The sequence below is a fragment of the Microbacterium sp. 71-36 genome (assembly GCF_001898305.1).
Taxonomy (GTDB): Bacteria; Actinomycetota; Actinomycetes; order Actinomycetales; family Microbacteriaceae; genus Microbacterium.
Genome location: NZ_MKTP01000001.1, coordinates 1,654,942 through 1,680,439, shown reverse-complemented (window position 1 = coordinate 1,680,439; position 25,498 = coordinate 1,654,942). Strand labels below are relative to the sequence as shown.

The 25,498-nt window shown below is 72.3% G+C and carries 21 protein-coding genes; 15 read left to right on the top strand and 6 right to left on the bottom strand.

Features of this window, described 5'->3' with window-relative positions:
• Nucleotides 1-30: 30 nt before the first annotated feature.
• The 3 genes from BGO45_RS07995 to BGO45_RS07985 are packed head-to-tail and all read left to right on the top strand — an operon-like array spanning nucleotide 31 to nucleotide 4,831.
• Entirely contained in the window at nucleotides 31-2,070 is a 2,040-nt protein-coding gene (locus BGO45_RS07995) for a bifunctional aldolase/short-chain dehydrogenase (RefSeq protein ID WP_292692457.1), read from the top strand.
• On the top strand, nucleotides 2,067-3,518 hold the full coding sequence (locus tag BGO45_RS07990; RefSeq protein WP_292692454.1) for a rhamnulokinase family protein: 1,452 nt from the start codon (nucleotides 2,067-2,069) through the stop codon (nucleotides 3,516-3,518). The genes BGO45_RS07995 and BGO45_RS07990 overlap by 4 nt, the downstream gene beginning before the upstream one ends.
• Nucleotides 3,519-3,574: 56 nt before the next feature.
• Complete coding sequence (locus BGO45_RS07985) at nucleotides 3,575-4,831, top strand: alpha-hydroxy acid oxidase (RefSeq protein ID WP_292692451.1); 1,257 nt, start codon at nucleotides 3,575-3,577, stop codon at nucleotides 4,829-4,831.
• Nucleotides 4,832-5,084: 253 nt separating this feature from the next.
• Here BGO45_RS07985 and BGO45_RS07980 read toward each other — a convergent pair whose 3' ends face one another.
• The gene (locus BGO45_RS07980; RefSeq protein WP_292692448.1) at nucleotides 5,085-6,686 is read right to left on the bottom strand and encodes a DHA2 family efflux MFS transporter permease subunit; all 1,602 of its coding nucleotides are present in this window, start codon (nucleotides 6,684-6,686) and stop codon (nucleotides 5,085-5,087) included.
• 91 nt (nucleotides 6,687-6,777) lie between these two features.
• On the opposite strand from BGO45_RS07980, the gene BGO45_RS07975 reads away from it, so the two are divergent.
• Nucleotides 6,778-8,229 carry a LuxR C-terminal-related transcriptional regulator gene (locus BGO45_RS07975; protein ID WP_292692446.1) on the top strand — a complete coding sequence of 484 codons (1,452 nt, stop codon included), beginning with the start codon at nucleotides 6,778-6,780 and terminating at the stop codon, nucleotides 8,227-8,229.
• Between the two features lie 57 nt (nucleotides 8,230-8,286).
• Here the strand turns inward: BGO45_RS07975 and BGO45_RS07970 are convergent, their stop codons facing one another.
• Together BGO45_RS07970 and BGO45_RS07965 are read right to left on the bottom strand one after the other, a co-directional pair.
• The gene (locus BGO45_RS07970; RefSeq protein ID WP_292692444.1) at nucleotides 8,287-9,681 is read right to left on the bottom strand and encodes an MFS transporter; all 1,395 of its coding nucleotides are present in this window, start codon (nucleotides 9,679-9,681) and stop codon (nucleotides 8,287-8,289) included.
• On the bottom strand, nucleotides 9,678-10,139 hold the full coding sequence (locus BGO45_RS07965; RefSeq protein ID WP_292692442.1) for a MarR family transcriptional regulator: 462 nt from the start codon (nucleotides 10,137-10,139) through the stop codon (nucleotides 9,678-9,680). Before BGO45_RS07965 ends, BGO45_RS07970 begins: the two co-directional genes overlap by 4 nt.
• An 86-nt stretch (nucleotides 10,140-10,225) precedes the next feature.
• Between BGO45_RS07965 and BGO45_RS07960 the strand changes: the two genes are divergently transcribed.
• From BGO45_RS07960 to BGO45_RS07940, 5 genes are all read left to right on the top strand, one after another.
• On the top strand, nucleotides 10,226-11,074 hold the full coding sequence (locus BGO45_RS07960) for an alpha/beta fold hydrolase (RefSeq protein WP_292692441.1): 849 nt from the start codon (nucleotides 10,226-10,228) through the stop codon (nucleotides 11,072-11,074).
• 146 nt (nucleotides 11,075-11,220) lie between these two features.
• Nucleotides 11,221-12,270: a lipoate--protein ligase family protein gene (locus tag BGO45_RS07955; RefSeq protein WP_292692439.1), complete on the top strand. Its 1,050-nt coding sequence runs from the start codon at nucleotides 11,221-11,223 to the stop codon at nucleotides 12,268-12,270.
• Complete coding sequence (locus tag BGO45_RS07950; protein ID WP_292692437.1) at nucleotides 12,267-13,235, top strand: site-specific DNA-methyltransferase; 969 nt, start codon at nucleotides 12,267-12,269, stop codon at nucleotides 13,233-13,235. The genes BGO45_RS07955 and BGO45_RS07950 overlap by 4 nt, the downstream gene beginning before the upstream one ends.
• A gap of 225 nt (nucleotides 13,236-13,460) precedes the next feature.
• A complete protein-coding gene (locus tag BGO45_RS07945; protein ID WP_292692435.1) occupies nucleotides 13,461-13,778 on the top strand; it encodes a DUF2470 domain-containing protein in 318 nt (105 codons plus the stop codon).
• Between the two features lie 36 nt (nucleotides 13,779-13,814).
• Entirely contained in the window at nucleotides 13,815-14,468 is a 654-nt protein-coding gene (locus tag BGO45_RS07940) for a heme oxygenase (biliverdin-producing) (protein ID WP_292692433.1), read from the top strand.
• Here BGO45_RS07940 and BGO45_RS07935 read toward each other — a convergent pair.
• Entirely contained in the window at nucleotides 14,456-15,421 is a 966-nt protein-coding gene (locus BGO45_RS07935) for a DUF916 domain-containing protein (RefSeq protein WP_292692432.1), read from the bottom strand. The two genes, BGO45_RS07940 and BGO45_RS07935, sit on opposite strands and share 13 nt — an antisense overlap.
• 64 nt (nucleotides 15,422-15,485) lie before the next feature.
• Nucleotides 15,486-17,303 carry a hypothetical protein gene (locus BGO45_RS07930; protein WP_292692430.1) on the bottom strand — a complete coding sequence of 606 codons (1,818 nt, stop codon included), beginning with the start codon at nucleotides 17,301-17,303 and terminating at the stop codon, nucleotides 15,486-15,488.
• A gap of 151 nt (nucleotides 17,304-17,454) precedes the next feature.
• Between BGO45_RS07930 and BGO45_RS07925 the strand changes: the two genes are divergently transcribed.
• From BGO45_RS07925 to BGO45_RS07900, 6 genes are all read left to right on the top strand, one after another.
• Entirely contained in the window at nucleotides 17,455-18,549 is a 1,095-nt protein-coding gene (locus BGO45_RS07925; RefSeq protein WP_292692428.1) for a hemin ABC transporter substrate-binding protein, read from the top strand.
• Complete coding sequence (locus tag BGO45_RS07920) at nucleotides 18,546-19,661, top strand: iron ABC transporter permease (protein WP_292692426.1); 1,116 nt, start codon at nucleotides 18,546-18,548, stop codon at nucleotides 19,659-19,661. Before BGO45_RS07925 ends, BGO45_RS07920 begins: the two co-directional genes overlap by 4 nt.
• Entirely contained in the window at nucleotides 19,658-20,461 is an 804-nt protein-coding gene (locus BGO45_RS07915; protein WP_292692424.1) for a heme ABC transporter ATP-binding protein, read from the top strand. The genes BGO45_RS07920 and BGO45_RS07915 overlap by 4 nt, the downstream gene beginning before the upstream one ends.
• Complete coding sequence (locus BGO45_RS07910; protein WP_292692422.1) at nucleotides 20,458-21,537, top strand: hypothetical protein; 1,080 nt, start codon at nucleotides 20,458-20,460, stop codon at nucleotides 21,535-21,537. Before BGO45_RS07915 ends, BGO45_RS07910 begins: the two co-directional genes overlap by 4 nt.
• The gene (locus BGO45_RS07905) at nucleotides 21,534-22,745 is read left to right on the top strand and encodes a hypothetical protein (RefSeq protein WP_292692421.1); all 1,212 of its coding nucleotides are present in this window, start codon (nucleotides 21,534-21,536) and stop codon (nucleotides 22,743-22,745) included. Before BGO45_RS07910 ends, BGO45_RS07905 begins: the two co-directional genes overlap by 4 nt.
• Nucleotides 22,746-22,913: 168 nt before the next feature.
• Nucleotides 22,914-23,900 carry an LLM class F420-dependent oxidoreductase gene (locus tag BGO45_RS07900; protein WP_292692419.1) on the top strand — a complete coding sequence of 329 codons (987 nt, stop codon included), beginning with the start codon at nucleotides 22,914-22,916 and terminating at the stop codon, nucleotides 23,898-23,900.
• Nucleotides 23,901-24,031: 131 nt separating this feature from the next.
• Here the strand turns inward: BGO45_RS07900 and BGO45_RS07895 are convergent, their stop codons facing one another.
• Complete coding sequence (locus tag BGO45_RS07895) at nucleotides 24,032-25,492, bottom strand: carboxylesterase family protein (RefSeq protein ID WP_292692417.1); 1,461 nt, start codon at nucleotides 25,490-25,492, stop codon at nucleotides 24,032-24,034.
• Nucleotides 25,493-25,498: the final 6 nt, after the last annotated feature.

Sequence of the window (25,498 nt, the reverse complement as noted above, 5' to 3'; positions counted from 1 at the left end):
ACACCGAACGGTGAAAGGAACCTCACCCGCATGAACACCAGCTCCACCGCCGCCGACCTCGTCGCGCGCAGCAACCGCCTCGGCTCCGACCCGAAGGTCACCAACTACGCCGGCGGCAACACCTCTGCCAAGGGCACCGACATCGACCCCGTCACCGGTGAGCCGGTCGAGCTGCTCTGGGTCAAGGGATCCGGGGGAGACCTCGGCACCCTCACCGAGAAGGGCCTCGCGGTGCTGCGGCTCGACCGCATGCGCGCCCTCGTCGACGTCTACCCGGGCATCGAGCGCGAGGACGAGATGGTCGCCGCGTTCGATTACTGCCTGCACGGCAAGGGGGGTGCCGCCCCGTCGATCGACACCGCCATGCACGGACTCGTGGATGCCGCGCACGTCGACCACCTGCACCCCGACGCGGGCATCGCGATCGCGACCGCCGCCGACGGCGAGGAGCTCACCGCGAAGATCTTCGGCGACAAGGTCGTGTGGGTGCCGTGGCGTCGTCCCGGCTTCCAGCTGGGCCTGGACATCGCCGCGATCAAGGCGGCGAACCCCCAGGCGATCGGCACGATCCTCGGCGGTCACGGCATCACGGCCTGGGGCGACACCTCCGAGGAGGCCGAGCGCAACAGTCTCTGGATCATCGACACGGCGCAGGCGTACATCGACGCGCACGGTGCGGCCGAGCCCTTCGGCGGCGTGCGCGCCGGCTTCGCGGCACTTCCCGAGGCGGAGCGTCGTGCGAAGGCCGCGGCCCTGGCCGCGACCATCCGCGGGCTCGCGTCCACCGACAAGCCCATGGTCGGTCACTTCACCGACTCCGACGTCGTGCTCGACTTCCTGGCATCCGAGAAGGCTCCTGCCCTCGCCGCGCTCGGCACGAGCTGCCCCGACCACTTCCTGCGCACCAAGGTCAAGCCGCTGATCCTCGACCTGCCGGCCGACACCTCGGTCGAGGATTCGATCGCGCGTCTGAAGGAGCTGCACGCGGAGTACCGCGCCGACTACCAGGCCTACTACGACGCGCACGCCACGGCCGACAGCCCGGCGATCCGCGGCGCCGACCCGCTCATCGTGCTCGTGCCGGGCGTCGGCATGTTCTCGTACGGCGCGAACAAGCAGACCGCGCGTGTGGCGGGGGAGTTCTACGTCAACGCGATCAACGTCATGCGCGGCGCCGAGGCGCTGTCGACGTACGCGCCGATCTCGGATGCCGAGAAGTTCCGCATCGAGTACTGGGCGCTGGAAGAGGCCAAGCTCCAGCGGATGCCGAAGCCGAAGACCCACCAGGGTCGGATCGCGTTCGTCACGGGGGCGGCATCCGGAATCGGCAAGGCCATCGCCACCCGCCTCGCCGCGGAGGGCGCGTGCGTCGTCGTCGCCGACCTCGACCTCGAGAAGGCGCGCGCCGCCGCCGCCGAACTGGGCGGCACCGACGTCGCGATCGGCGTCGCGGCGAACGTGGCGGATGCCGAGGGCGTGCAGGCCGCGATCGACGCGACGCTCCTCGCGTTCGGCGGGATCGACCTCGTCGTGAACAACGCCGGGCTCTCGCTGTCGAAGCCGCTGCTCGAGACCACCGAAAAGGACTGGGACCTGCAGCACGACGTCATGGCCAAGGGGTCGTTCCTCGTCTCGAAGGCGGCGGCGAAGGCCCTCATCGCGCAGGGCATGGGGGGAGACGTCATCTACATCTCGTCGAAGAACTCCGTCTTCGCCGGCCCGAACAACATCGCCTACTCGGCGACGAAGGCCGACCAGGCGCACCAGGTGCGTCTGCTCGCCGTCGAGCTCGGCGAGCACGGCGTGCGCGTGAACGGCATCAACCCCGACGGCGTCGTGCGCGGCTCGGGCATCTTCGCCGCCGGCTGGGGCGCCAACCGCGCCGCGACCTACGGCGTCGACGAGAAGGACCTCGGCCAGTTCTACGCCAACCGCACGATCCTCAAGCGCGAGGTCGTTCCCGAGAACGTCGCCGACGCGGTGTACGTGCTCACCGGCCCCGAACTCTCGCGCACGACCGGCCTGCACATCCCCGTCGACTCGGGCGTCGCCGCGGCGTTCCTGCGATGAGCGTCACGTCGCCGGGCGCGGCCGGAGCCGGGACCGCGCCCGCGACGCCCGACGGCGTCCGCGCCGTCGCGGCGGTCGACCTGGGCGCCACGAGCGGTCGCGTCATGATCGGCCGGGTCGGCGACGGCATCGTCGCGCTCGAGGAGGTCGCGCGCTTCCCGAACGGACCGGTCGAGCGCGCCGACGGATGGCACTGGGACATCGAGGCGCTGTGGGGGCACGTGCGCGCGGGGCTCGCCGAAGCCCTCCGCCGCGAGCCGTCGATCGAGAGCGTCGGCATCGACTCCTGGGCCGTCGACTACGGCCTGCTGCGCGGTGGAGAGCTGCTCGCCGAGCCGTTCCACTACCGCGACGCCCGCACCGCGCGCGGGGTCGACGCGGTCCACGCGACGGTGCCGTTCGAAGAGTTGTACCGCCGCAACGGCCTGCAGTTCCTGCCGTTCACCACGCTGTACCAGTACGCGGCCGATCCGCGCCTGGCGGAGGCGGAGACGAGCGCGCTCATCCCCGACCTCATCGCGTACCGCCTCACCGGGCGCACGGTCGCCGAACGCACCAACGCCTCGACGACCGGCCTGCTCGACGTGCGCACAGGCGAGTGGGACACGGCTCTGGCCGAGGCGCTCGGCATCCCGGTGTCCGTCCTGCCCCCGCTCGTCGACCCGGGCGAGACGATCGGGGCGACCCCCGCCGACCTGGGCGCGGTGCCCGTCGTCGCGGTCGGGTCGCACGACACGGCGTCCGCGATCGTCGCCGTGCCGCTGTCGACGCCGAACGCCTTGTACATCTCCTGCGGCACGTGGGGGCTCGTGGGGCTCGAGCTCCCGGAGCCGATCGTGACGGATGCCGCCCGCGCGGCGAACTTCACGAACGAGGGCGGCGTCGATGGGCGTGTGCGCTTCCTCCACAACGTCACCGGGTTGTGGCTGCTCAGTGAGACGGTGCGCGCGTGGGAGGAGGAGGACGGTTCCGCGATCGACCTCCCGCTGCTCCTCGCCTCGGCCGGCGCGGTGTCGCCGCCGGCGCGCCTGTTCGACGCCAACGCCCCCGAGCTCGCTGCCCCCGGCGACATGCCCGGGCGCATCGCCGCGCTGCTCGGCGCCGACCGTCCGGGCCGGGCCGGGCGCCCGATGTTCGCGCGGATCATCGTCGAGAGCATCGCCGCCGCGTTCGCTCGGGCCGTCCGCAGCGCCGGTGAGCTGGCGGGCCGCGAGGTCGACGTCATCCACCTCGTGGGCGGTGGTGCCCGCAACGCCCTGCTGTGCCAGGCGACCGCGGACCGGACCGGCGTGCCCGTGCTCGCGGGGCCCGTCGAGGCCACCGCGCTCGGCAACGTCCTCGTCCAGGCCCGCGCCCTCGGCTCCTTCGGCGCCGACGCGAGCCTGGAGGACCTGCGTGCCCGCGTCGGGCACGCCTTCCCGCCCCGCCGTTACGACCCCCGTTCCTGAACACCGCGCCCGAATCGGGCGTAGTCTGTGGTCAGACCACACGAAAGCGAGACTCCATGGTTCAGCGCCAGCTGCCCAAGGTCGGCGAGCTCCTCGAGCTCATGCAGTTCAAGAAGCCCGAGCTCGACGCCCGCAAGCGCCGCCTCGACGCCGCGCTCACGATCGATGATCTGCGCACGATCGCGAAGCGCCGCACCCCGAAGGCCGCGTTCGACTACACCGACGGCGCCGCCGAGGGCGAGCTCTCGCTCGACCGTGCCCGCCGCGCGTTCGAGGACGTCGAGTTCCACCCCGACATCCTGCGGCCGGCCGCGAACGTCGACACGTCGTGCGAGATCCTCGGCGGCCCCTCGGCGTTGCCGTTCGGCATCGCGCCCACCGGCTTCACCCGCCTGATGCAGACCGAGGGCGAGACCGCCGGTGCGTCCGCGGCGGCGGCCGCCGGCATCCCGTTCACGCTCTCCACGCTCGGCACGACCTCGATCGAGGGCGTGAAGGCCGCGAACCCGGTCGGGCGCAACTGGTTCCAGCTGTACGTCATGAAGCAGCGCGAGATCTCGTACGGCCTCGTCGAGCGGGCGGCGGCGGCCGGGTTCGACACCCTGCAGTTCACCGTCGACACCCCCATCGCCGGCGCGCGCCTGCGCGACAAGCGCAACGGGTTCTCGATCCCGCCCCAGCTCACGGTCGGCACGATCGTCAACGCCATCCCGCGGCCGTGGTGGTGGTTCGACTTCCTCACCACGCCCAAGCTCGAGTTCGCCTCGCTCAGCACCACCGGCGGCACCGTCGGTGAACTGCTCAACGCCGCGATGGACCCGACCATCAGCTACGACGACCTCGACATCATCCGCGGCATGTGGCCGGGCAAGCTCGTCGTGAAGGGCGTGCAGAACGTTCAGGACGCCGCGCGCCTGGTCGATCTCGGCGTCGACGGCCTCGTCCTGTCGAACCACGGCGGTCGCCAGCTCGACCGGGCGCCGATCCCGTTCCGCCTCCTGCCGCAGGTCGTGCGCGAGGTCGGCAAGGACGCCACGATCATGGTCGACACCGGCATCATGAACGGCGCCGACATCGTGGCATCCATCGCCCTCGGCGCGAAGTTCACGCTCATCGGCCGCGCCTACCTGTACGGCCTCATGGCGGGCGGACGCCAGGGCGTCGACCGCACGATCGCGATCCTCCGCAGCGAGATCGAGCGCACGATGACCCTGCTCGGCGTCGCGTCTCTCGCCGAACTCGAGCCCCGCCACGTCACGCAGCTCACGCGTCTCGTGCCGGTCGCCGACGCGGCGGTCGACGCGCGCGTCTGACCCCGGTTGTGCACAACCTCAGCAATTCGCGCTGACTCAGTCCGGAGTCGGTGGATGCCACCGTCCCGGCGCGGATCGCTGAGGTTGTGTCGTGTCGGTAGAGGCCGGGCATTGCAGGCCTGAATCGCTCACGTGGCTCGCGGCATCCTCCGTCGACATGCGTTGCGTCAGCGATTCGCGCTGACTCAGTCCGAAGTGGGCGGATGCCACTGACCCGGCGCGGATCGCTGAGGTCGTGTCGCGGCGACCGCCGTCACGACGCCTCCTCCTCCCGCGTACGGCGCCCGCTTGCGGCGGCGCCCAGCGTCAGCGTCGACACGAGTCCCAGCGTCAGGAAGCCGGCCGCGGTGAACGCCGCCGCGCGCGTGCCGTCGCTGAACGCGGCCTTCGCGTCCGACGCCAGGTCCTGGGTCTGGGGGGACTGCTCGAGACCGACGATCGCGGCCCCCGCGCTGTCGACCACCTGCGACACGACCTGGTCCCGCTGTGCGGCGGGCAGTCCCCGGTCGTCGAGCGCCGACGTCAGCACGCTCGACGTGGTCGAGAACAGCACGGTCCCGAGGATCGCGACGCCCAGCGCCGCGCCGAGCTGCCGCGAGGTGGACTGCGTGCCGGAGGCCGCGCCGCTCTCCGCGGGCGGCACTTCGGCCAGCACGACCCCGGTGAGCTGCGCGGTGGCGAGGCCGACGCCGACGCCGTAGACGAACAGGAACGGGATCAGGGGTCCCCACGTGGCATCCGGTCCGATGGTGAACGCGACACCGGCGACGCCGATGATCTCGGCCAGCAGGCCCGCACGGACGATCCACACGGGCGCGACCCGGCCGCTCAGGGCGCCCGCGATCCCGCTCGCGACGAACGAGCCGATCGCCAGCGAGAGCAGCAGCAGTCCCGTCTGCAGGGCGTCGAAGCCGACGACGAACTGCAGCCACAGGGGGAGGGCGAGGATGATTCCGAACTCGCCGAGGGAGACCACCGCCGCGGCGATGTTGCCGTTGCGGAACGAGGTGATGCGGAACAGTCCGAGCGCCAGCAGCGTGGAGCGTCCGATGCGCTGGCGGTGGACTCCCCATGCGACGAAGGCCACCAGTGCCACCAGCGCGACCGCGAACGCGATCGGGACGGGCGACAGCGTCCACGGCCACTGCCAGTCGCCGATCTGGAGGGGCTGGTCGACGGTCCACCAGCCGTAGGTGCGGCCCTCGATCAGGCCGAAGACCAGGGGCGCCATGGTGAGCACGGACAGCAGGGCCCCCACGCCGTCGATCCCCTCGCGCCGGTCGCTGCGCGATTCGGCCACCGTGAAGAGCACGCCGATGACGATCAGGATGCCGAGGGGGATGTTGATCCCGAACGCCCAGCGCCACGAGAACGCGGTGGTCAACCAGCCACCGAGCAGCGGTCCGACGGCGGCCATTCCGCCGATGGTCGAGCCCCAGACGGCGAAGGCGATGCCGCGTTCGCGTCCGCGGAATGTCGCATTGATGAGCGACAGCGTCGTGGGGAGGATCATCGAGCCACCGATGCCCTGGACGAGCCGCGCCAGGATGAGCAGTCCGCCGCTGGGGGCGACGGCCGCCGCGATCGAGGCGAGCACGAAGATCGCGACACCGAGCAGCATGAGCCGGCGTCGTCCGAAGCGGTCGGCGAGGCTGCCGAACACCAGCAGAAGCGACGCGAACACGAGGGTGTAGGCCTCCTGCACCCATTGCACCTCCGTGGAGGAGATGCCGAGGTCCTCGACGATCGAGGGCACGGCGACGTTCACGATCGTCGAGTCCACGATGATCAGCGAGACGGCGATGCTGATGAAGACGAGTCCCGCCCATCGGCGGCCGGCCATGCGTTCGTTCATGTCGCTAGCTTATCTAGCAAAATCGTGCACCGGAAGAGATTTATTCGTGACGCGATTCGGCCGGTGCGCGCAGTGCCGTGACTTAGCATCGGTGGATGGGGAGCAGGTCGTGATCGCGTCGTCCTCTCTGATGAACGTGAAGTCCGTGGCGGAGCGGGTGGTCCGGGGCGTCCTCCCCATCGCGGCGGCACCCGACATCGCCGACCTGCGTTTCCTGGCCGACATCGAGGCCGGGCCGGCTCCCCGGATCTGGGTGGATGCCAGCGCGCAGACGCTCGAAGGTCTGCTGATCGCGCGTTCCCGACTCGACCGCATCGATGACGGGCTCCGCCTCGTCGACCGGCACTTCGCGGACGGCCGGATGCGGGCGCCGGGGCGGCTCGAGGCCGCGACCCGCTCGCGCCTCTTCTCCGCCGTCGCCGAGATCTACGCGGCCGCGGGGTGGCCGCGCCGGGCCGGTGAGTACGCCGCCTCGGCGCTCGCGTACGCCGACGACGACGTGAGCGCCTTCCGGGCCCACGCCGTGCGCAGCCTCGCCGCGGCCGTGAACGGCGAGTACATCCTCGCGAGCGAGGGACTGCGCACGTGCGACGAGCTGGCATCCGCGTCCGAGTGGGAGGGCGGCCACCCCGACTACGACCTGCTGCTCGCGCGCCTCCTCGTCGCCTCGGCGGCCCTCGACGCCGAGACCATGGACCGCACGGCCGAGGAGCTGCGCGACGGCGCCCCGAACGACCCGTACTGGCAGTACTCGTCACGGACCGCACGAGCGATGAGCGCCCTGATCCGCCGCGACTACGCCGAGGGCACGGTGCTGGTGGCCGCGTTGGCCGGGGGGACCGAGTCCCACTCGGGCCACAGCATGGTGCGGGGCTTCGCGCAGGGGGTGTACGCCGATCTGCTGCTGGCGCGCGGCGAGCCCCGGCGCGCCCTCGCCGTGCTCGAGGGACGCGTCTCGCCCCCCGGGCACGCGCTGTGCTTCGACATGCAGCGCGCCGCGGCTCTCATCGCGCTCGGTCGCGAGCGGGAGGTGCTGGAGTCCACGGATCCGTGCATCCGCATGGGGACGCAGCACTGCGTCCGGACGCTGACGCCGCTGCTACTGCGCCGCGCCGTCGCGCACGCGCGCCTCGGCAACGAAGCCGCGGCCGATGCGGCCTTCTCCGAGGGCTTCCACCTCTCCGAGACCCTGGGAGCGTCGCTCACCCCCTACCTCACGCTGCCCCAGCCCGACCTGCTCGTCCTGCTGGATCGTCTGGCGGCGCGGCATCCGGGTTCCGAGGCGGCGGTCGCCCGTGTGGCGGGAATGCTCGCCCTCGTCCCGACCCACGACCACCGCCCCCCTCTGCCGAACCTGAGTCCGCGCGAGGAGCGACTGGCGCTCGCGCTGCGCGGGCCGCGCAGCCTGCCGCAGATCGCCGAAGACCTCGAGGTGTCGCTGAACACCGTCAAGTCGCAGCTCCGCTCGATCTACGCGAAGCTGCAGGTGTCGGGACGCGAGGCGGCGGTCGCCGTCCTCGAGGCGCACGGCTTCTACGTCTGACGCGCGCCGTCGGTGCGGTCGGGCGCGCGACCGGCGTGACCCGGGGCGCGAGCGCGCTCAGGCCGAGGGGCGGGCGTGCGGAGCGGGCCCCACCGGACGTGCCGGCGCCGAGGGGCGCGGCGAACGCTCCGCGGGAAGCGGGATCGGCGTCGTTCCGGCGATCTCGTCGCTGAAGTCCTCGGGCTCGGGGGCGATCGTGGTGATCGGGCGCGTCTCGTCGAGTGTCAGACGGAACCGCTTCGTCTCGTGCTTGTGCACCCGGCCCGACGCCAGAGTCCAGGCGACGCCGATGCCGCACGCGAGGAACGCGACGATCGCGGCGAGGGCGATCGCGAAGCGCGGACCGAACGCTTCGGCGACCCACCCCACGATGGGAGCGCCCACCGGGGTCCCGCCGAGCAGGATCGCCATGTACAGCGCGAGCACCCGGCCGCGCAGCGCCGGATCGGTCGTGGTCTGCACGTACCCGTTGGCCGTGGTGAGCATGGTCACGACGCAGAACCCGGTGAGGACGAGGGTCACGGCGTACGTCTCGTAGCTCGGTGCGAGGACGGAGAGCGTGGATGCCACGGCGAAGCCGCCCGCGCCGACGATGACGACGCGCAGGCGGGCGCGCTCGCGACGGGCGGCGAGGAGCGCGCCGGCGAGCGAGCCGATCGCGACGAAAGAGCTGAGGACGCCGAAGCCGTCGGCCCCGCGTCCGAACTCCAGGGCCATGGTCGAGGCGAAGATCGGGAAGTTCATGCCGAAGGCGCCGAGGAGGAACACCATCGCGAAGGTCACCACGAGGTCGGGCCGCTTCGCGACGTAGCGGAACCCGTCGGCGAGCCGTGCCGGGCCGCCGCCGCGGTGGTGGGTGACCAGCTCGTGCGGACGCATGAGCAGCAGGGCCGCGATCATGCCGAGGAACGTCACGGCGTTGGCGAGGAACACCCAGCCCGTTCCGACCGCGACGATCATCAGGCCCGCGACGGCCGGGCCGATCAGTCGGGCGGTGTTGAACGACGCGGCGTTCAGAGCCACCGCGTTCGAGGCGTTCTCGCGGGCGACGAGGTCGGAGACGAAGGCCTGGCGCGCGGGGTTGTCGAACGCGGTGATGAGGCCGAGGGCCAGGGCGAACACGAACATCAGCGGCAGCGTCATGACGCCGGTGAGCAGCAGGATGCCGAGGGTCACGGCCATCAGCAGCATCGCGCTCTGCGTGCACATGATGAGCTTGCGGCGGTCGAAGCGGTCGGCGACCCACCCCGTGACGCCGACCAGCAGCAGGGGAGGCGCGAACTGCAGCGCCATGGTCACGCCCATCGCGGCGGCGTCGTTCGGGGTGAGCTCGGTCAGGACGACCCAGTTCTGGGCGGTCGACTGCATCCACGCGCCGATGTTCGACACCAGCGCCCCGATGAACCAGACGCGATAGTTGTAGACCGACATCGAGCGGAACATCGCACTCATGTGTCTGCCACCTTTCGCATGATCTCGGCCGCGGCCGCCAGGGTTCGTCGTTCCTCCTCGCCGAGAGCGGCCAGGGCCGCCTCGAGCCAGGCGTCGCGTCGTCGCACGGTCTCTGCGACGACGAGGCGGCCGGCATCCGTCAGTGCGATCGTGACCTTGCGGCGGTCGTCGTCGTCGGGGGTGCGGGTGAGGTAGCCCGCCTCTTCGAGGAGGGTCACCGTCCGGTTCATCGAGGGGGCGGTCACGCGCTCGCGGTCGGCGAGCTGGCCGAGCGTGTGCTCGCCGTGGATCGAGAGCGCGGCGAGCACCGCGAACTGGCCGTCGCTCATCGTGTCGACCGCGCGCTCCGCACGGAGGCGGCGGGCGAGCCGGAAGGTCGCCATGCGCAGCTCGGAAGCGGCGGCGCTCAGCGCGTCATGAGAGTCGGAGTGGGGGGATTCGTCGACGCGTTCGTTCATGTGTGCTCGTTATTTAGCATAGCTCATTAGTTTTGCTAAAGGTCCGGTGTCGAGGGAATTCCCGGGGGCGACCCTAGACTCGGCGCATGCCCGAGTTCGTCGACGCGTACGGCGTCCCGATCGTCTACGACGTGTACGAGGCCGAATCCCCGCGGGGCGTCGTGCAGCTGCTCCACGGGGTCGGTGAGCACACCGGACGGTACGGTGCGCTGATCGAGGCCCTCGTCGCCGACGGGTACACCGTCTACGCCGACGACCACCGCGGGCACGGCCGCACCGGCCTCCGGCAGTGGAACGGCGACCACGGCAAGCTCGGACGCCTCGGTCCCGGCGGACTCGGCGCGGCCCGCGAGGCGGTGTGGACCCTCACTCAGATCATCCGCGAGGCCCACCCCGACCTTCCCCTGATCCTCCTCGGCCACTCGTGGGGGTCGTTCCTCGCACAGATGCTGGTGGACCGGCATCCGGATGCCTACGACGCCCTCGTCCTGAGCGGCTCGGCGCTGCGCTGGCCCGGTGCGCTGAACTCCGGCGACCTCAACGCCCCGTGGAAGCACCTGAAGGGCACGGGGATGGAGTGGCTGTCGAGCGTCGAGCAGGTCGGTCGCGACTTCCTCGCCGACCCCCTCACGACCTCCACGCCGCTGCCGCGACTGTTCGGACCGGTCGAGACCGCGAAGCTCATCGGTCGGCCGCGGCGCGACCTCGGGCGCGACATCCCGACGCTCCTCATGGTCGGGCGCGACGACACCGTCGGCGGCCCGCGCAGCGTGCATCTCCTGGCGGACGCCTACCGCAAGCGCTCCGGCTTCACCGACGTGACCACCCTCGTCTACCCGGGCGCGCGGCACGAGATCTTCGCCGAGGCGCAGCAGGCGGACGTGCGCGCCGATCTCGCCGCCTGGCTCGACCGGCGGTTCCCCGCCCGGGGCTGATGCGGGGGCTCTCGGCATCCATTCCCTGAGAACAGGGGATGCCACCGGAACAGGGCGTTTCCACGCAGGCTGCTCCTGTTGCGGGCCGATCTCCTGTTCTCGCGCCGCGCGGATCGACGCGCACGCGCGCGCCGTAGGCTGGAGGCATGCACGGCGAGTACAAGGTCCCCGGGGGAAAACTGGTCGTGGTCGACCTCGAGGAGCGCGACGGTCGCATCGCCGGCTTCCATCTCGCGGGAGACTTCTTCCTCGAACCCGACGACGCGCTGGACGACATCGACGCGGCCGTGAACGGCCTGCCGGTCGAGTCCGACGTCCCCACGATCGCCGCGGCGATCCGTGCGGCGCTCCCCGAGGGCGCGCAGCTGCTCGGCTTCACGCCCGAGTCGGTGGCCACCGCGATCCGCCGCGCACTCGTCACCGCGCCCGGCTGGGGCGACTTCGAGTGGGAGGTCGTCCACGACGCCCCCGTGTCGCCGCGCATGAACCTCGCGCTCGACGAGGTGCTGACCGCACGCGTGGGCGCGGGGCTCCGCAAGCCCACGCTGCGTCTGTGGGAGTGGAACGAGAACGCCGTCGTGATCGGCTCGTTCCAGTCGCTGCGCAACGAGGTCGACCCTGAGGGCGCGGCGAAGCACGGTTTCGACGTCGTGCGCCGCATCTCGGGCGGTGGGGCGATGCTCATGGCCGCGAACTCGATCGTGACCTACTCGCTGTACGTCCCGGCATCGCTCGTCGCCGGCATGACCTTCGCCGACTCCTACGCCTTCCTCGACGACTGGGTGCTGCAGGCGCTGCGTTCGCTCGGCATCGACGCGGTGTACCAGCCGCTCAACGACATCGCCGGCCCCCACGGCAAGATCGGCGGCGCCGCGCAGAAGCGGCTCGCCAACGGCGGCGTGCTCCATCACGCGACCCTCAGCTACGACATGGACGGTCAGGTGCTCACCGAGGTCCTGCGCATCGGTCGAGAGAAGCTCAGCGACAAGGGCACGGTGTCGGCGGCCAAGCGCGTCGACCCGCTGCGCAGCCAGACCGGCCTCGCTCGGGATGCCGTGATCCAGCGCTTCATCGACACGTTCACGACGCTCTACGGCGCCACCACCGGACATATCACCGAAGAGGAATATGCCGAGGCCGAGGCCCTCGTGACGTCGAAGTTCGCCACCGACGCGTGGCTGCAGCGCGTCCCGTGAGCGCCCCGATCCTGGACGGCGTGCTCGATCACGGCAGCGTCGAGATCCACCACGCCGACAATCTCGCCGTGACCCCGCGCCTCGCGGACGGGTCGTTCACGCTCGTCTACCTCGACCCGCCGTTCAACACGGGGCGTACCCGGTCCAAGGCGGTGGAGTCGGCGCTGCGGGCTCCCGCGGCGGAGGCGACCCCGGATGCCGAGGAGCCCCTCGTCCCGGCATCCGAGCCGCCCCGCGATCCGGCGATGCTCGTCTTCCCGGACGAGGAGGAGGAGGAGTCCGCACCCGTGCCGGTGGTCCAGCGCGGGTTCCACGGCCGCGAGTACGCGCGGCTGCGCGGCGATCTCCGGACCTACGACGACCGGTTCGATGACTACTGGGCGTTCCTGGAGCCGCGGCTCGAGGAGGCCTGGCGGCTGCTCGCCGACGACGGCACCCTCTATCTGCACCTGGACTACCGCGAGGTGCACTACGCCAAGGTCATGTGCGATGCGCTGTTCGGCCGCGAGCGGTTCCTCAACGAGCTCATCTGGGCGTACGACTACGGCGCGAAGACCCGGCGCCGCTGGCCGACCAAGCACGAGACGATCCTCGTGTACGTGAAGAACCCGGCCGCGTACTTCTTCGACTCGGATGCGGTCGACCGCGAGCCGTACATGGCGCCCGGCCTCGTGACCCCCGAGAAGGCGGCGCGCGGCAAGCTCCCCACCGACGTCTGGTGGCACACGATCGTGCCGACCACGGGCCGGGAGAAGACGGGATACCCGACGCAGAAGCCCGAGGGTGTGCTGCGGCGCATGGTCCAGGCATCCAGTCGCCCCGGTGACCGGGTGCTCGACATGTTCGCCGGCAGCGGCACCCTCGGCGCCGTCGCCGCCCCGCTCGGCCGTCACTCGGTGCTGATCGACGACAACGCCGACGCGGTGGCCGTGATGCGCCAGCGGCTGGCGGCGTTCGCCGGCTGAGCGGCCGGCCGGCGTCCTCGGGTCTCGTGCCGTGGTGCCGTCGTGCCGTCGTGCCGTCGTGCGGTCGTGCCGTCGTGCCGTCGTGCGGAGTCGAGGGGCGACACGCCGGCGGCGGCGGCGTCTGGACGGGGTGTCGTCGGCAGACTCCGCGGGACGGCACGGCGAGTGGATGCCGGATCGGAACGATCGGCAGGAGGGGGCGGCCCGCGAAGTTAGGCTTGCCTAATGACGTATGCGTTCGACCCCGAGATCCAGCGGGCCGTGCTCGCCCATATGAACGACGATCACCGCGACGACAACGTGCTCATCGCGCGGGCGTTCGGTGACGGGGCGCCGGTCGCGTCCGCGCGGATGACGGGCTTCGACGGCGACGGGGGCGACTGGACGGTCGCCCACGAGGGCGGAGCGACCGTCGGACTGCGGGTGCCGTGGCCCGGCGGGTCCATCGCGGAGCGGCGCGAGGTGCGTCGCGAGATCGTCGCGCTGTACGACGAGGCGTGCCGGCGGCTCGGGATCGAGCCGCGACCGCACGGAGAAATCTAAGGTTAGGAGAGCCTAACCTTCCCGTATGATGGCGCCATGAGTGCTGTCATCCCGTTCTCCACCGCCCTGCGCGAGCGCTCGCGCACCGCCCATTCGTCGAGCGAGGGCGCGGATTTCATGACGGACCTCATGAACGGGTCGGGCACGCGCGAAGACTATGTCGCGCTCGTGGTCCAGCACTGGTTCATCTACGAGGCGCTCGAGGCGGCCACCGAGCGCATGCGGGTCGACCCGGTGGCATCCGTGTTCCTGAGCGACAAGCTCACGCGCCTGCCCGCGCTCGAAGCCGACCTCGCGTTCCTCATCGGCGACGACTGGCGCGAACGCATCTCGCCGCTGCCGACGACGCAGGCGTACGTCGCCCGGATCCGGCGGGTCGCGGCGACCTGGCCGGGCGGATTCGTCGCGCACCACTACACCCGCTACCTCGGCGACCTGTCCGGCGGGCAGTTCATCGGCCGGCTCATGCAGCGCCGTTTCGGTTTCGACACCAACGGCATCGGGTTCTACCTCTTCGGCGACATCGCCGACCCCGAGGCGTTCAAGAACGTCTATCGGGAGCAGTTGGATGCCGCTGCGTGGGACGAGCACGAAAAGGAACGCGTCATCGAGGAGGTGCTCGTGGCCTACCGGTTCAACACCGAGCTCTTCGTCGACCTCGCCCGCGCGAAGGCGGCTCAGTCCGCCTGAGCCGCCGCGGCCGCGCGCCGACGGCGGACGAGCAGCACGGCGGTCAGCACGGCGGCCAGGATCAGCGCGAGCAGTGCATACAGGCTCCACGGGACGGCCACGACCGAGAACCCGTTCTCGGTCGGCGCGAGCGGGGCGGCGCCGAGCCCGACGGCCTCGGGCGTCAGCTCCACGGAACCGGCCACCCATCCCAGGGAGAAGGCCGGGATCTCGCGCGTGATCTCCACGGTCGATCCCGGGAGCACCTCGGTCAGCTGCGTGGGCGCGCCCCGCTCGCCGAAGAGCCCGTCCGTCGCGAGGATCTCGGATCCGGTCAGGCGCGTGTTGCCGGTGTTCTCGAGCGCGTACTGCACCACGACCCGGCCCGACTCGAACGGATTCCAGGATGCCTCGTACCGCGCGGACACGTCGGACACCGCCGCCGCGGGGGTCAACTCGCCCGCGATCCGCAGGTTGATGCGGGTGCCGAGGCGGCGGTCGACGGACAGTGTCGACGTCGGATCGGTGCTCGTGAGCGAGGTGACGATCCCGGCGGCGTGATCGCCCGGGCGGGCGTCGGCGGGGACCGTGATCGTGAAGGGCACCTCCGCCGACGCGCCCGGCGCGAGCGACAGGGGCGAGGCGTCCACCGAGACCCACGTCCCCGCGTCGCGCGACGGGCGACCGTCGACGAGCACGTCGATCTCGCCCGTGGCGGCGGTGAAGGCGTCGGCCGCGTAGACCTCGAGGGGGAGGGGCTCGGTGCCGGTGTTGACGACGGTCATCGCGTCGCTGATCACGGTGCCGGGGTCGACGGTGTCGTACCTGAAGTTGGCGCGGCCGGTGCCGTGGGCGTTGTCGGCGGTCTGGACGGTCCACGCGACACCGCCGTCGACGGCCACCGCCGGTGCGGGGGCGGCGACAGCGAGGAGAAGGGTGCCGATCACGGCGAAGGGGAGGAGGCGTCGGAGCACGGTCGGGCTTTCTGTGGAAAGGGCGACGGGGACCCCGACGCGCGTCGGAGTCCCCGTCGTCAGGTCACTGCAGGGCGGTGATGGTGAGCTTCGCGGTGTAGTCGCCCGCGGGCGTCGTGCCGGGGATCACGAGGGACAGGTCGGCTCCGATGGTGGCGTTCGCGGCCGCGGTCGACGACGCGAGCACGCGCGACGTCCCGAGGCCCGTGCCGCCGAGGCGGGTCGAGGCGACCTCGGCGCCGGCGGCCACGCTCTGTCCGGCCGTCACGATCCTCGGCTTCCATCCGAGCAGGTCGCTCGAGAACGAACCGCCCGCGGTCGAGGCGAAGTCGCCGACCTGACCCGAGATGCTCCACGTGTACGGGGCGGTGCCCCCGGCGCGGGTGTCGGTCACGACGATGTTCGTCAGCGTCCCGGATGCCGTGAAGTTCGCCCCGTCCTGCACGGCGGTGCCGAGGCTGGCCGGCGAGGCGCCCTCGAACGCCCAGCCGAACGAGCCGGTGGGGGCGTCGACCCACGCCGGTACCTCGACGACGACGTCCGACGACGACGCGAATGAGATCGGCGTGAACGTCTCGAACGGTGCGTACACCGTGCCGCTGCCGGCGTAGGTGGCGATGCCGAAGCGGCCGGCGGCGAGGTTCTGCGCCTCGGTGGTGCTGAGGGCGAGGTCGACCGAGAAGCTGCCGTCGGCCGCGAGCTCGATCGCTCCGCTGCCGGCACCGCCGATCGTGGCGGCGCTGGCGGCGGGGACGGCCCACTTCTGGGCGATCACGGAGCGCGCGGAGGACGTCGCACCGGCGGACGGCTGCCAGACGTCGGCGAACTTCCCGAACACCACGTACGTGCCGCTGAAGGTTCCGGCCAGCGGCGGGCGGACGCCGTTCGTGGCGGTGCCCGAGGGCAGGAATCCGCGTCCGGTGACGGTGACGGTCTCGCCCTGCGTGAGACCGGTGCTCTTCGAGACGGTGACGGTGGGGACGGATGCCACCGGCGCGGTGGTGTACGCGACCGTCAGCGCGCTCGCGGGCTTGCGGGCGTCGGCCGCGCCTCCCGAGGAGTACCAGTACGGCCCCTGGCCGGTGGCGATCTGGAAGTCGACGAACGGCTGGGGGAACGCGCCCGCGCTCGCGCCCGTCGTGACCTGCGCGACGGAGCCTGCGGGCAGGGCGACCGTCCGACCGAGGTAGTCGGGGGTGACGGTGAAGCCGGTGGGCGTGACGTCGACGCCGGTCAGCGTGGCGATGACGACGTTCGTCGCGGGGGCGAGGGGCTCGAACTTGTCGGGGTCGTCCATCGAGGTGCCGTAGCCGCCGAGCGTGGCGGTGACGGTGCCGGTGCCGTCGCTCGCGACGGTCAGCTTCGGGTCGGTGATCCACGAACGGGTCATGCCCGAGTAGAACGCCGAGGTGAACGACCCGGTCCACTGGATGGTCGCGGTGCCGGCATCCACGTCGATCGTCCCGATGCCACCGGCGATCTCGGCGACGTGCCCCGAGCTCAGGCCGTTGCCGGAGGTGAGGGTGGTGCCGTTCGCGTCGGTGCGCAGGCCCGCGAAGGTCGCGGCGGCGTAGCTGCCGTCCGCCTGCTTCTTCAGGATCCGCGTGTTGCCGTCGCTCTGCTTCCAGTTCGTCGCGGTGACGCGGTCGGCGGCGGAATCCGCGGTGACGATCCCCGCCGACAGCAGGTTGACGGTTCCGGGGGCGAACGCGGCGGCGTTCGCCTCGGCGTTCAGGCCCCAGCGGAACACGGCGTCGTCGACGGTGGTCCCGGCGGCGTGCGCCGGGGCGGCGATGAGGGCCCCGCCGAGGGCGAGGGCTGCGGCGGCGAGGCTCGCGGTGGTGACGCGGACGAACCGGCGTCTGTGCGTGGAGGATTCCACGGTCGTTCCCTTCTCCGCCCTCCGACGGGTCCCGCTGGCGCGCCGCGGGTGCGCCCGGTAGGGCGCTGGAAGGCAGGTTAGCCTTACCTAACCATGAAGTCCGAACTCAGGCAATGTTAAGGGTAGGCTCACCTTACTTGGAGGTTCGTTCATGACTCGTCGAACGATGCGCGGCCCGTCCGCGCTCGCGCTCGCGCTGACCGCCGTGCTCGGCCTGACCGGCTGCACCACCGCACCCGGACACGGCGGGGCCGTGGCGACCACACCGCCGCTGGCCGAGGTGACCCCGCTCGCCGATCCGCTGTCGTGGGAGGGGCCGTCGACCGCGGTCGCGGCCGCCTCAGCGGTCGTACCCGTCACCGACGGAGCGCAGGTGCTGCCCGCGACCCTCGCCGACGCGCAGGGGACCACCGTCACGGTCACCGACACCACGCGCATCCTGGCGCTCGACGTGTACGGATCGCTCTCGCGCATCGTGTTCGAGCTGGGCCTCGGCGACCGCGTCGTCGCCCGCGACGTCTCGACCGACTTCCCCGAAGCCGCGCACCTGCCCGTGGTCACCCAGAACGGCCATGACCTCAACGCCGAGGCAATCCTCGACGCCGCGCCCACCGTGATCCTCACCGATACGAGCCTCGGCCCGTGGGACACGATCCTGCAGATGCGGGACGCCGGCATCCCGGTCGTCGTCGTCGACTCGCGCCGCTCACTCGAGGGCATCGGGGCCCTGATCGATCAGGTCGGGACGGCGCTGGGCGTCCCCGAACGTGCCGCCGCGCTCGCCGCGCGCACCACGGCGGCCGTCGACGCCAAGATCGCGCAGATCGCCGAGATCGCCCCCGCGGACCCCGCGCGGAAGCTGCGCATGATGTTCCTCTACGTGCGGGGACAGTCGGGCGTCTACTACCTGTTCGGTGAGGAGTCCGGGGCCGACAGCCTGATCGAGGCGCTCGGCGGCGTCGACGTGGCGGGGGAGATCGGCTGGAGCGGGATGCGGCCGATCACCGACGAGGCCCTCGTCGACGCGAACCCCGACCTGCTGCTCATGATGACCAAGGGCCTCGAGTCGGTGGGCGGTGTGGACGGCCTCGTCGAGCACCTGCCGGCGGTCGCCCAGACGGATGCCGGACGCCACCGCCGCGTCGTCGACATGTCCGACACCACCGTGTTGAGCTTCGGCCCCGCCACCGCCGACGTGCTCGACGCCCTCGCCGTGGCGGTCTACGCGCCGGAGGCGGCGGGATGACGGCGGTCGCGGTCGCCCCCCTCGCGACATCGAGATCCCGCGTCGGCGTGCGTGTTCCGGTGGTCTTCGCCTCTCTCGCCGTCGCTCTCGTGATCCTCGCGGTCGTCTCGGCCGGGAGCGGCCAGCTGTCGATCCCGCCCGACCAGGTGCTGGGGGCGGTCGCGCGCGGGTGGAACGACGCGGTGCGCGGCGTGGGACTGGGGGCGTTGGCGGTCGCGCCGGGCGCCGCGATGGAGCACGTCAACGGGGACGCGACGCTGTGGCTCATCCGCGTGCCCCGGATCCTTCTGGCGATCCTCGTCGGAGCCACGCTCGCCACGGCCGGCGTCGTCATGCAGGGGGTCTTCCGCAACCCGCTGGCCGAGCCGGGCGTCATCGGCATCTCGTCGGGCGCGGCGGTGGGCGCGTCGGCATCCATCGTCTTCGGGCTCGCCTTCCTCGGGCCCCTCACCCTTCCGGTCCTGGCCTTCGCGGGCGGGCTCGCCGCCACCGTCGTCGTCTACGCCTCGGCGCGGGCGGACGGGCGCACCGAGGTCGTCACCCTCGTGCTCACCGGCATCGCGGTCAACGCGGTGGGCGGGGCGGCCATCGCGCTGTTCACCTATCTCGGGTCGACGCAGCAGCGCGAGCAGATCGTGTTCTGGCAGCTGGGTTCGCTGAACGGCACGCGGTGGGACGACCTCGCCGTCGTCGCGCCGATCGCCGTCGTCGGCATCGCCGCGTGCCTCTGCTTCGCGGGCAGTCTCGACCTCCTCGCGCTCGGGGAACGGCAGGCCGAGCACCTGGGCGTGCGTGTGGAGCGGCTCCGCGTGATCGCGATCGTCGTGATCGCCCTGCTCACGTGCGCGGCCGTGGCGTTCTGCGGGATCATCGGCTTCGTCGGGCTCGTCGTCCCCCACCTCATGCGCATGGTGCTCGGGCCGGGGCATCGGCTGCTGCTGCCCGCCGGCGCGCTCGGGGGAGCGGTCCTCCTGCTCGCCGCCGATCTGGTCGCGCGCACCGCGGTGCCCGGGTCGGAGCTGCCGATCGGGATGCTCACCGCCCTCATCGGCGGACCATTCTTCTTCTGGCTCCTGCGCCGCACGCGTCGCCGATCGGGGGGCTGGGGATGACCGCCGTGCTGCGCGCCCGCGGGATCTCGGTCGACGTCGCGGGTCGGCGCGTCCTCGACGGCGTCGACCTCGATGTCGCCGCGGGCGAGATGGTCGTGCTCGTCGGTCCGAACGGCGCGGGCAAGTCCACCCTGCTGTCGGTGCTCGCCGGTGACCGCGTGCCCGCGGCGGGCTCGATCGAGCTCGACGGGGCGGTGATGGCCTCCCGGCCCGTCGCCGATCGGGCCCGCCGTCGCTCGGTGCTGACGCAGAGCAACGAGGTGTCGTTCCCGTTCGTCGTCCGCGATGTCGTGCGCATGGGCCGGGCGCCGTGGCGACGGCATCCGGAAGCGACCCGGGACGACGCCGCCGTTGCCGAGGCGCTCGCCGCCGGTGAGGTGCAGGCGTTCGCCGATCGGCCGGTCACGGGGCTCTCGGGCGGAGAGCGCGCGCGTGCCGCGTTCGCCCGCGCGTACGCGCAGGAGTGCGCGATCGCGCTGCTCGACGAACCGACCGCGAGCCTCGACATTCGGCACCAGCACCGTGTGCTCGCCCGCACGCGCGAGCGGGTGGATGCCGGCGGTGCCGCCGTCGTCGTGCTCCACGACCTCGGGCTCGCCGCCGCCTACGCCGACCGGATCGCGCTCCTCGAGGACGGGCGTCTGGTCGCCGCGGGCTCGCCGCGCGAGGTGCTCGACCCGGCGGTTCTCACGCGGGTCTATCGGCATCCGATCGACGTCGTCGACGGACCCCGCGGAACGCTGCTGGTGGTCGCCGACCCCGCCTCTCCTCTCTCCCCCACCCCCGGAGTCCCCGCATGAATGCTCTGTCCCGTCGCCTGGTCGCCACAGCGGCCGCGCTCGCGCTCACGGCCGCCGGCGTCGTCGTCGGTGCGCCCGCGTGGGCCGCCGGAACGGTGACGGTCACCGGTCCGGGGGGCACGGCATCCGCGGATGCCGAGTACGCCACTGACGTGACCGTGTCGGGGTCGGGTTTCCAGGCCGTCCCGAACGGCTTCGGCGGCGTCTACGTGCTCTTCGGCTGGGTCGACGACCCCGCGGGCGGCTCGTGGCGTCCGAGCGCCGGCGGCGTGGTCGGGGAGGACTATCGGTACGTTCCCGACGCGGAGTCGGCCGAGAACAACGGCTATCAACGGTTCCTGGCCTTCCCGGGAAGCCAGACCGAGAGCTCGGCGAACGGTGTCGTCGGCGCCGACGGGGCGTGGTCGGTGACCCTGGTGATCCCGGGCGCGGTGTTCGAGAGCCACGACCGCGACGGGCGGATCTCGGAGGTGGACTGCCGTGCGGTCACCTGCGGCATCATCACGATCGGTGCGCACGGCGTGAAGAACGCGAACAACGAGACGTTCACACCCGTCTCCTTCGCGGCGGCCGCCGCTCCCACCGCCGCCGCCGTGCCGGCGGCCGGCGCCGTGCGGGTCGGGCTGGAGTCGGCGGCGGTCACCGCCGGGACCTCGATCGTGTTCACCGGGCAGGGCTTCACCCCCGGGGAGCAGGTCGTGGCGTCGCTGGACGGCGGGCTGACGGCCGTGGGTCCGCTCACCGCCGGAGCGCAGGGAGAGGTGGCGGCGGCCCTGACGGTGCCGCGCGAGATCCGCGACGGCACCCACCTGCTGACCCTCCGCGGAGCGGGCTCGGGCGCGGTGGCCGAGGCCGAGGTCACGGTCAGCGGCGGGATCGCCGTGGCATCCGTCTCCGACACTCCGACCACGCCGACGTGGGCGCTCGTGCTGCTGCTCGCCTGCATCGCGCTGGCCGCAGCGCTGGTGGTCGCGAGCGTCGTCACCGCGCTCGTGCGCGCGCGGGCGCGCCGCCGGGCGCGGAGGGCGGCGGGAGCGCCCGTCCCCGAGCGGGCGGTGGCGGGGGCCGCGTCGTGAGGTCGGGGCTGCTGCGGCGATCGGGCCTCGCCCTCGCCCTCGCCCTCGGACTCGCCGCCACGCCGGCCGCGGCCGCGGGGCCGGGCGACATCGTCGTGACCGTCCCCGGCCCGGGCGGGGCGGAGGGGACCGACGGGGCGATCACCGACGCACAGCTGCGGTGGGGACTCAACGCCGAGGCGGGAGGCGGGGCGTTCGCGGGCGGATGCAACTTCCTCAGCGCCGGCGCCGCGGGCGATGCCGGCGGCTCCCGCGCGTGGACGGAGGGAGACGGCCTCTACCGCGCGCAGGACGCGAACGTGCGGATCGAGAAGCCGACCGCGGGCGGGTGGGTCACGGCATCCTGGGCGACGAAGTGCCAGGGGCCGGACGGGTCGCCGGTGTCGGTGGCATCCGTCACCAGCGTCTCGGGGAACCAGGTCGTCATCGACGGCGGCACGGGCACGCGACGCGACGGGGCGGTCGAGCTCTCATGGTCGGGATCGTTCACGGTCGTCTTCTACGGCGGGATGACGTACTGGAGCGTCACGGATCCGCGGCTGACGCTCGACGCGTCGGGCACCGGACGGCTCGTGGCCACCGCGAGCGGATACGGCACCTCGATGGACGACACCACGACCTGGAACCGTCTCGCGCCGCAGACCGTCGTGCTCGCCGACATCCGCGGCGCCGATGTCGCCGGCACCGGCGGTTTCACGGTCACGCCGCAGTATCTCGGTGTGGCGACCACGGGCGGGGGGCAGATCGCGCGTACCTCGACGAATCAGGCGCACTGGGGGTCGTTCCCGCAGACGCTCATCGACTTCCACCGGCAGACGGGGCAGCAGGGGTACTGGCTCACGACCGGCGGGGTCCGGGATGCCGCGAAGCCCGCGTCGCCGCTCACCGTGAGCTACTCGGCCGCGGCGCCGGTCGCCGTGCCGGCCGCGACCGGGGGCGGTTCGACCGCCGCCGCGGCGGTGAATCCGCTGCGCCGGGCGCCCGCGGCGATCGACCCCGCGGTGTCGGCGCGCGAGTTCCTCGCCGCGAACGCCCCGATCACGACCCTGCCGCAGGCGGCGGGCCTCGTCCCCGAGGCGAGTCGGGCGCTCTCGCCGCTCGTGCTGCCTCTGCTCGGCTCGGCCGCGGCCCTCGGCATCGCGATCATCGCGGTGCTCAGCCTGATGCAGGCCCTGCCGTGGCAGGGCCGCCGCCGCGCCGCCGGGTGACGCGGGGTGGCGGGGCCGCGGCGGGGCCGCGGTGGCGGGGCCGCGGTGGCGGGGCTCGACCCGCGAGACTGCATCCGGCCGACATCTCCACTGCAGCCTGCAGTGGAGATGTCACGTGCATGCAGTCTCGCGGCCACGGGCCCCGCGTCCGCCCCTAGTCTGAAACGCATGGAATTCGGCATCTTCGTCCCGCAGGGTTGGCGCTTCGATCTGGTGGGCATCGACCCCGCTGAGCAGTGGCGGGCGATGAGCTCGCTCGCGCAGAGCGCGGACGAGGGGCCGTGGTCGTCGATCTGGGTCTACGACCACTTCCACACCACACCGGTGCCGAGCGCCGAGGCCACGCACGAGGCGTGGACGCTGATGGCCGCGTTCGCCGCCGTCACCGACCGCGTGCGCCTCGGACAGATGTGCACGTGCATGGGCTACCGCAACCCGGCGTACCTCGCGAAGGTCGCGGCGACGGTCGACCTCATCTCGGGCGGTCGCGCCGAGATGGGCATCGGCGGCGGCTGGTACGAGCACGAGTGGCGCGCCTACGGCTACGGCTTCCCGCCGATCGCCGAGCGTCTCGGCCGCCTCCGCGAGGGCGTCGAGATCATGCACCAGGCGTGGACCACAGGGGAGGCGACCCTCGCCGGAAAGTACTACGAGGTCGACGGCGCGATCGTCCAGCCGCAGCCGCTGCAGTCCGGTGGCATCCCGCTCTGGATCGCGGGCGGCGGAGAGAAGGTCACGCTCAAGATCGCGGCGAAGTACGCCGCGTACACGAACTTCGGCGGTTCGCTCGAGGAGTTCGACCACAAGTCCGACGTGCTCCGCGGACACTGCGAGACTCTGGGCCGCGACTTCGGCGAGATCACGCGGTCCACGAACTTCAACACGATCATCGCGGCCACCGAGGCCGAGGCCGACGAGCGTCTGGCCGCGGTCGTGGCGCGCCTGCGGCCCCACGTGGGCGACGAGCGGGCGGATGCCATCGAGGCGGACTACCGCGCCTCCGATGCGTTCGGCACCCCCGAGCAGATCGTCGAGCGCCTGCGCGCCCGCGCCGAGCACGGCCTCGGCTACGCCATCCACTACTTCCCCGAGGCCGCCTACGACACCTCGGGCATCACGCTGTTCGAGCGTGAGGTGGTTCCGGCGCTCGCGTAGCGCGCGCAGCGGCGGCCTGACGCCGTACCGCTGGGCGGAGTTCGGCGTCGACACGCCGCTCGCCGCACGGAGATTCCGGCGTGTCGGGCGGCAACTCCGCGGGACGGTACGTGCGGCGTGCGCCGGTGCGGTCAGACGAGCGGGGCGACATCCGAGTACGCGTCGGGCTCGACGGGCGGGGCGGATGCCGGGGCTCCGAACACGCGAGCGCGGCGGGCCGTGGCATCCCAGGTCGGCCATCCCGGATCGCCGTCGCGGGCGAAGCGGACCGCGGCTTCGTGCATCGCGGCGGCGAGGTCGGCGGGCGGAACGTCGCCCGCGATCGTCGTCACGCCCTCGGCATCCAGGTGATCGAACCAGAACGGCACGTCGAGGCAGTGGCACGCGAAGCCGATCGAGGGCGAACGCCACGCGAAGCGGTAGACCCAGGTCGCGGCCCCGCCGCGGGTCCGCGCCGTACGCAGCACGACGGAGCGGATGACACGATCCGAGACGTAGCCGCCGAGCCGGGCCGCGGCACCCCGGCGGCGCGACCGCGCGAGGTAGGCCCGGCGGCGGGAACGCCCGAGCCCCAGCATCGCGAGGGCGAGCGGAACCGGGACCAACCGCAACGGCTTCCGCCAGCGCGCGGTGACCATCGTGAACTCGTCGTCGGTCGCGCCCACCACGACGGGGACGTCGGCCGACGCGCCGTCGGCCAGGGCCTCGAACGGAGAACGGGGCAGCAGGTCGCCGTCGATGACCGGGCCGAGCGGAAGTCCGTCATCGAGCAGCGCGGTGAGACCCGTGAGCCGCGCTCGGCGCTCGGGCTTCTGCGCCAGCCGCTGCAGCGCGAGCAGACGCTCCTCCGGCAGGGTGGCGAAACCTTCGCGGTCGGGGCGCACGCCCGCGAGGTCCGCGAGGCGTCCGGCGAACCGGCGCGCGGCGGCTCCGCTGACGGCTCCCACCGCGGGAGAGAGCGCCATGGCACGGGCGAACAGACCGGATGCCGCGGGCGAAGCCAGCAGCGCGAGCACCGATCCGCCGCCCGCCGACTGCCCCGCCACCGTCACGCGCGCGGGGTCGCCGCCGAAGGCGCCGATCTCGTCCCTGACCCACTCCAGCGCCGCGATCTGGTCGCGCAGCCCGCGGTTGGACGGGGCGCCGTCGATCCACCCGAATCCGTCGAAGCCCAGCCGGTAGGAGAGGACCACCGTCACGACGCCGTCGCGGGCGAACGCGTCGCCGTCATACCACCGGCTCGCGGGCGATCCCGAGACGAAGCCGCCGCCGTGGATCCAGACGAACACCGGGAGGGCGGCATCCGGAGTCGCGTCCACCGGCGCGAACACGTTGACGTTCAGGGTGGCGTCGCCCAGCACGCTCGGCTCGGGGATCAGCGTGATGCCGGTGTCGCCGCGCTGCGCCGTGGCACCGTACGCGGTCGCGTCGAGCTCGCCCTCCCACGGCTCGGGCGGCACCGGGGCGGCGAACCGCAGCGGCCCGACGGGCGCCTGGGCGAACGGGATGCCGAGGAACACCGCCGTTGTGCCGCGGGTGAAGCCGCGCACGCGACCCCGGGTGGTGGCGACGACGGGGTCAGTGGCATCCATCGCCCT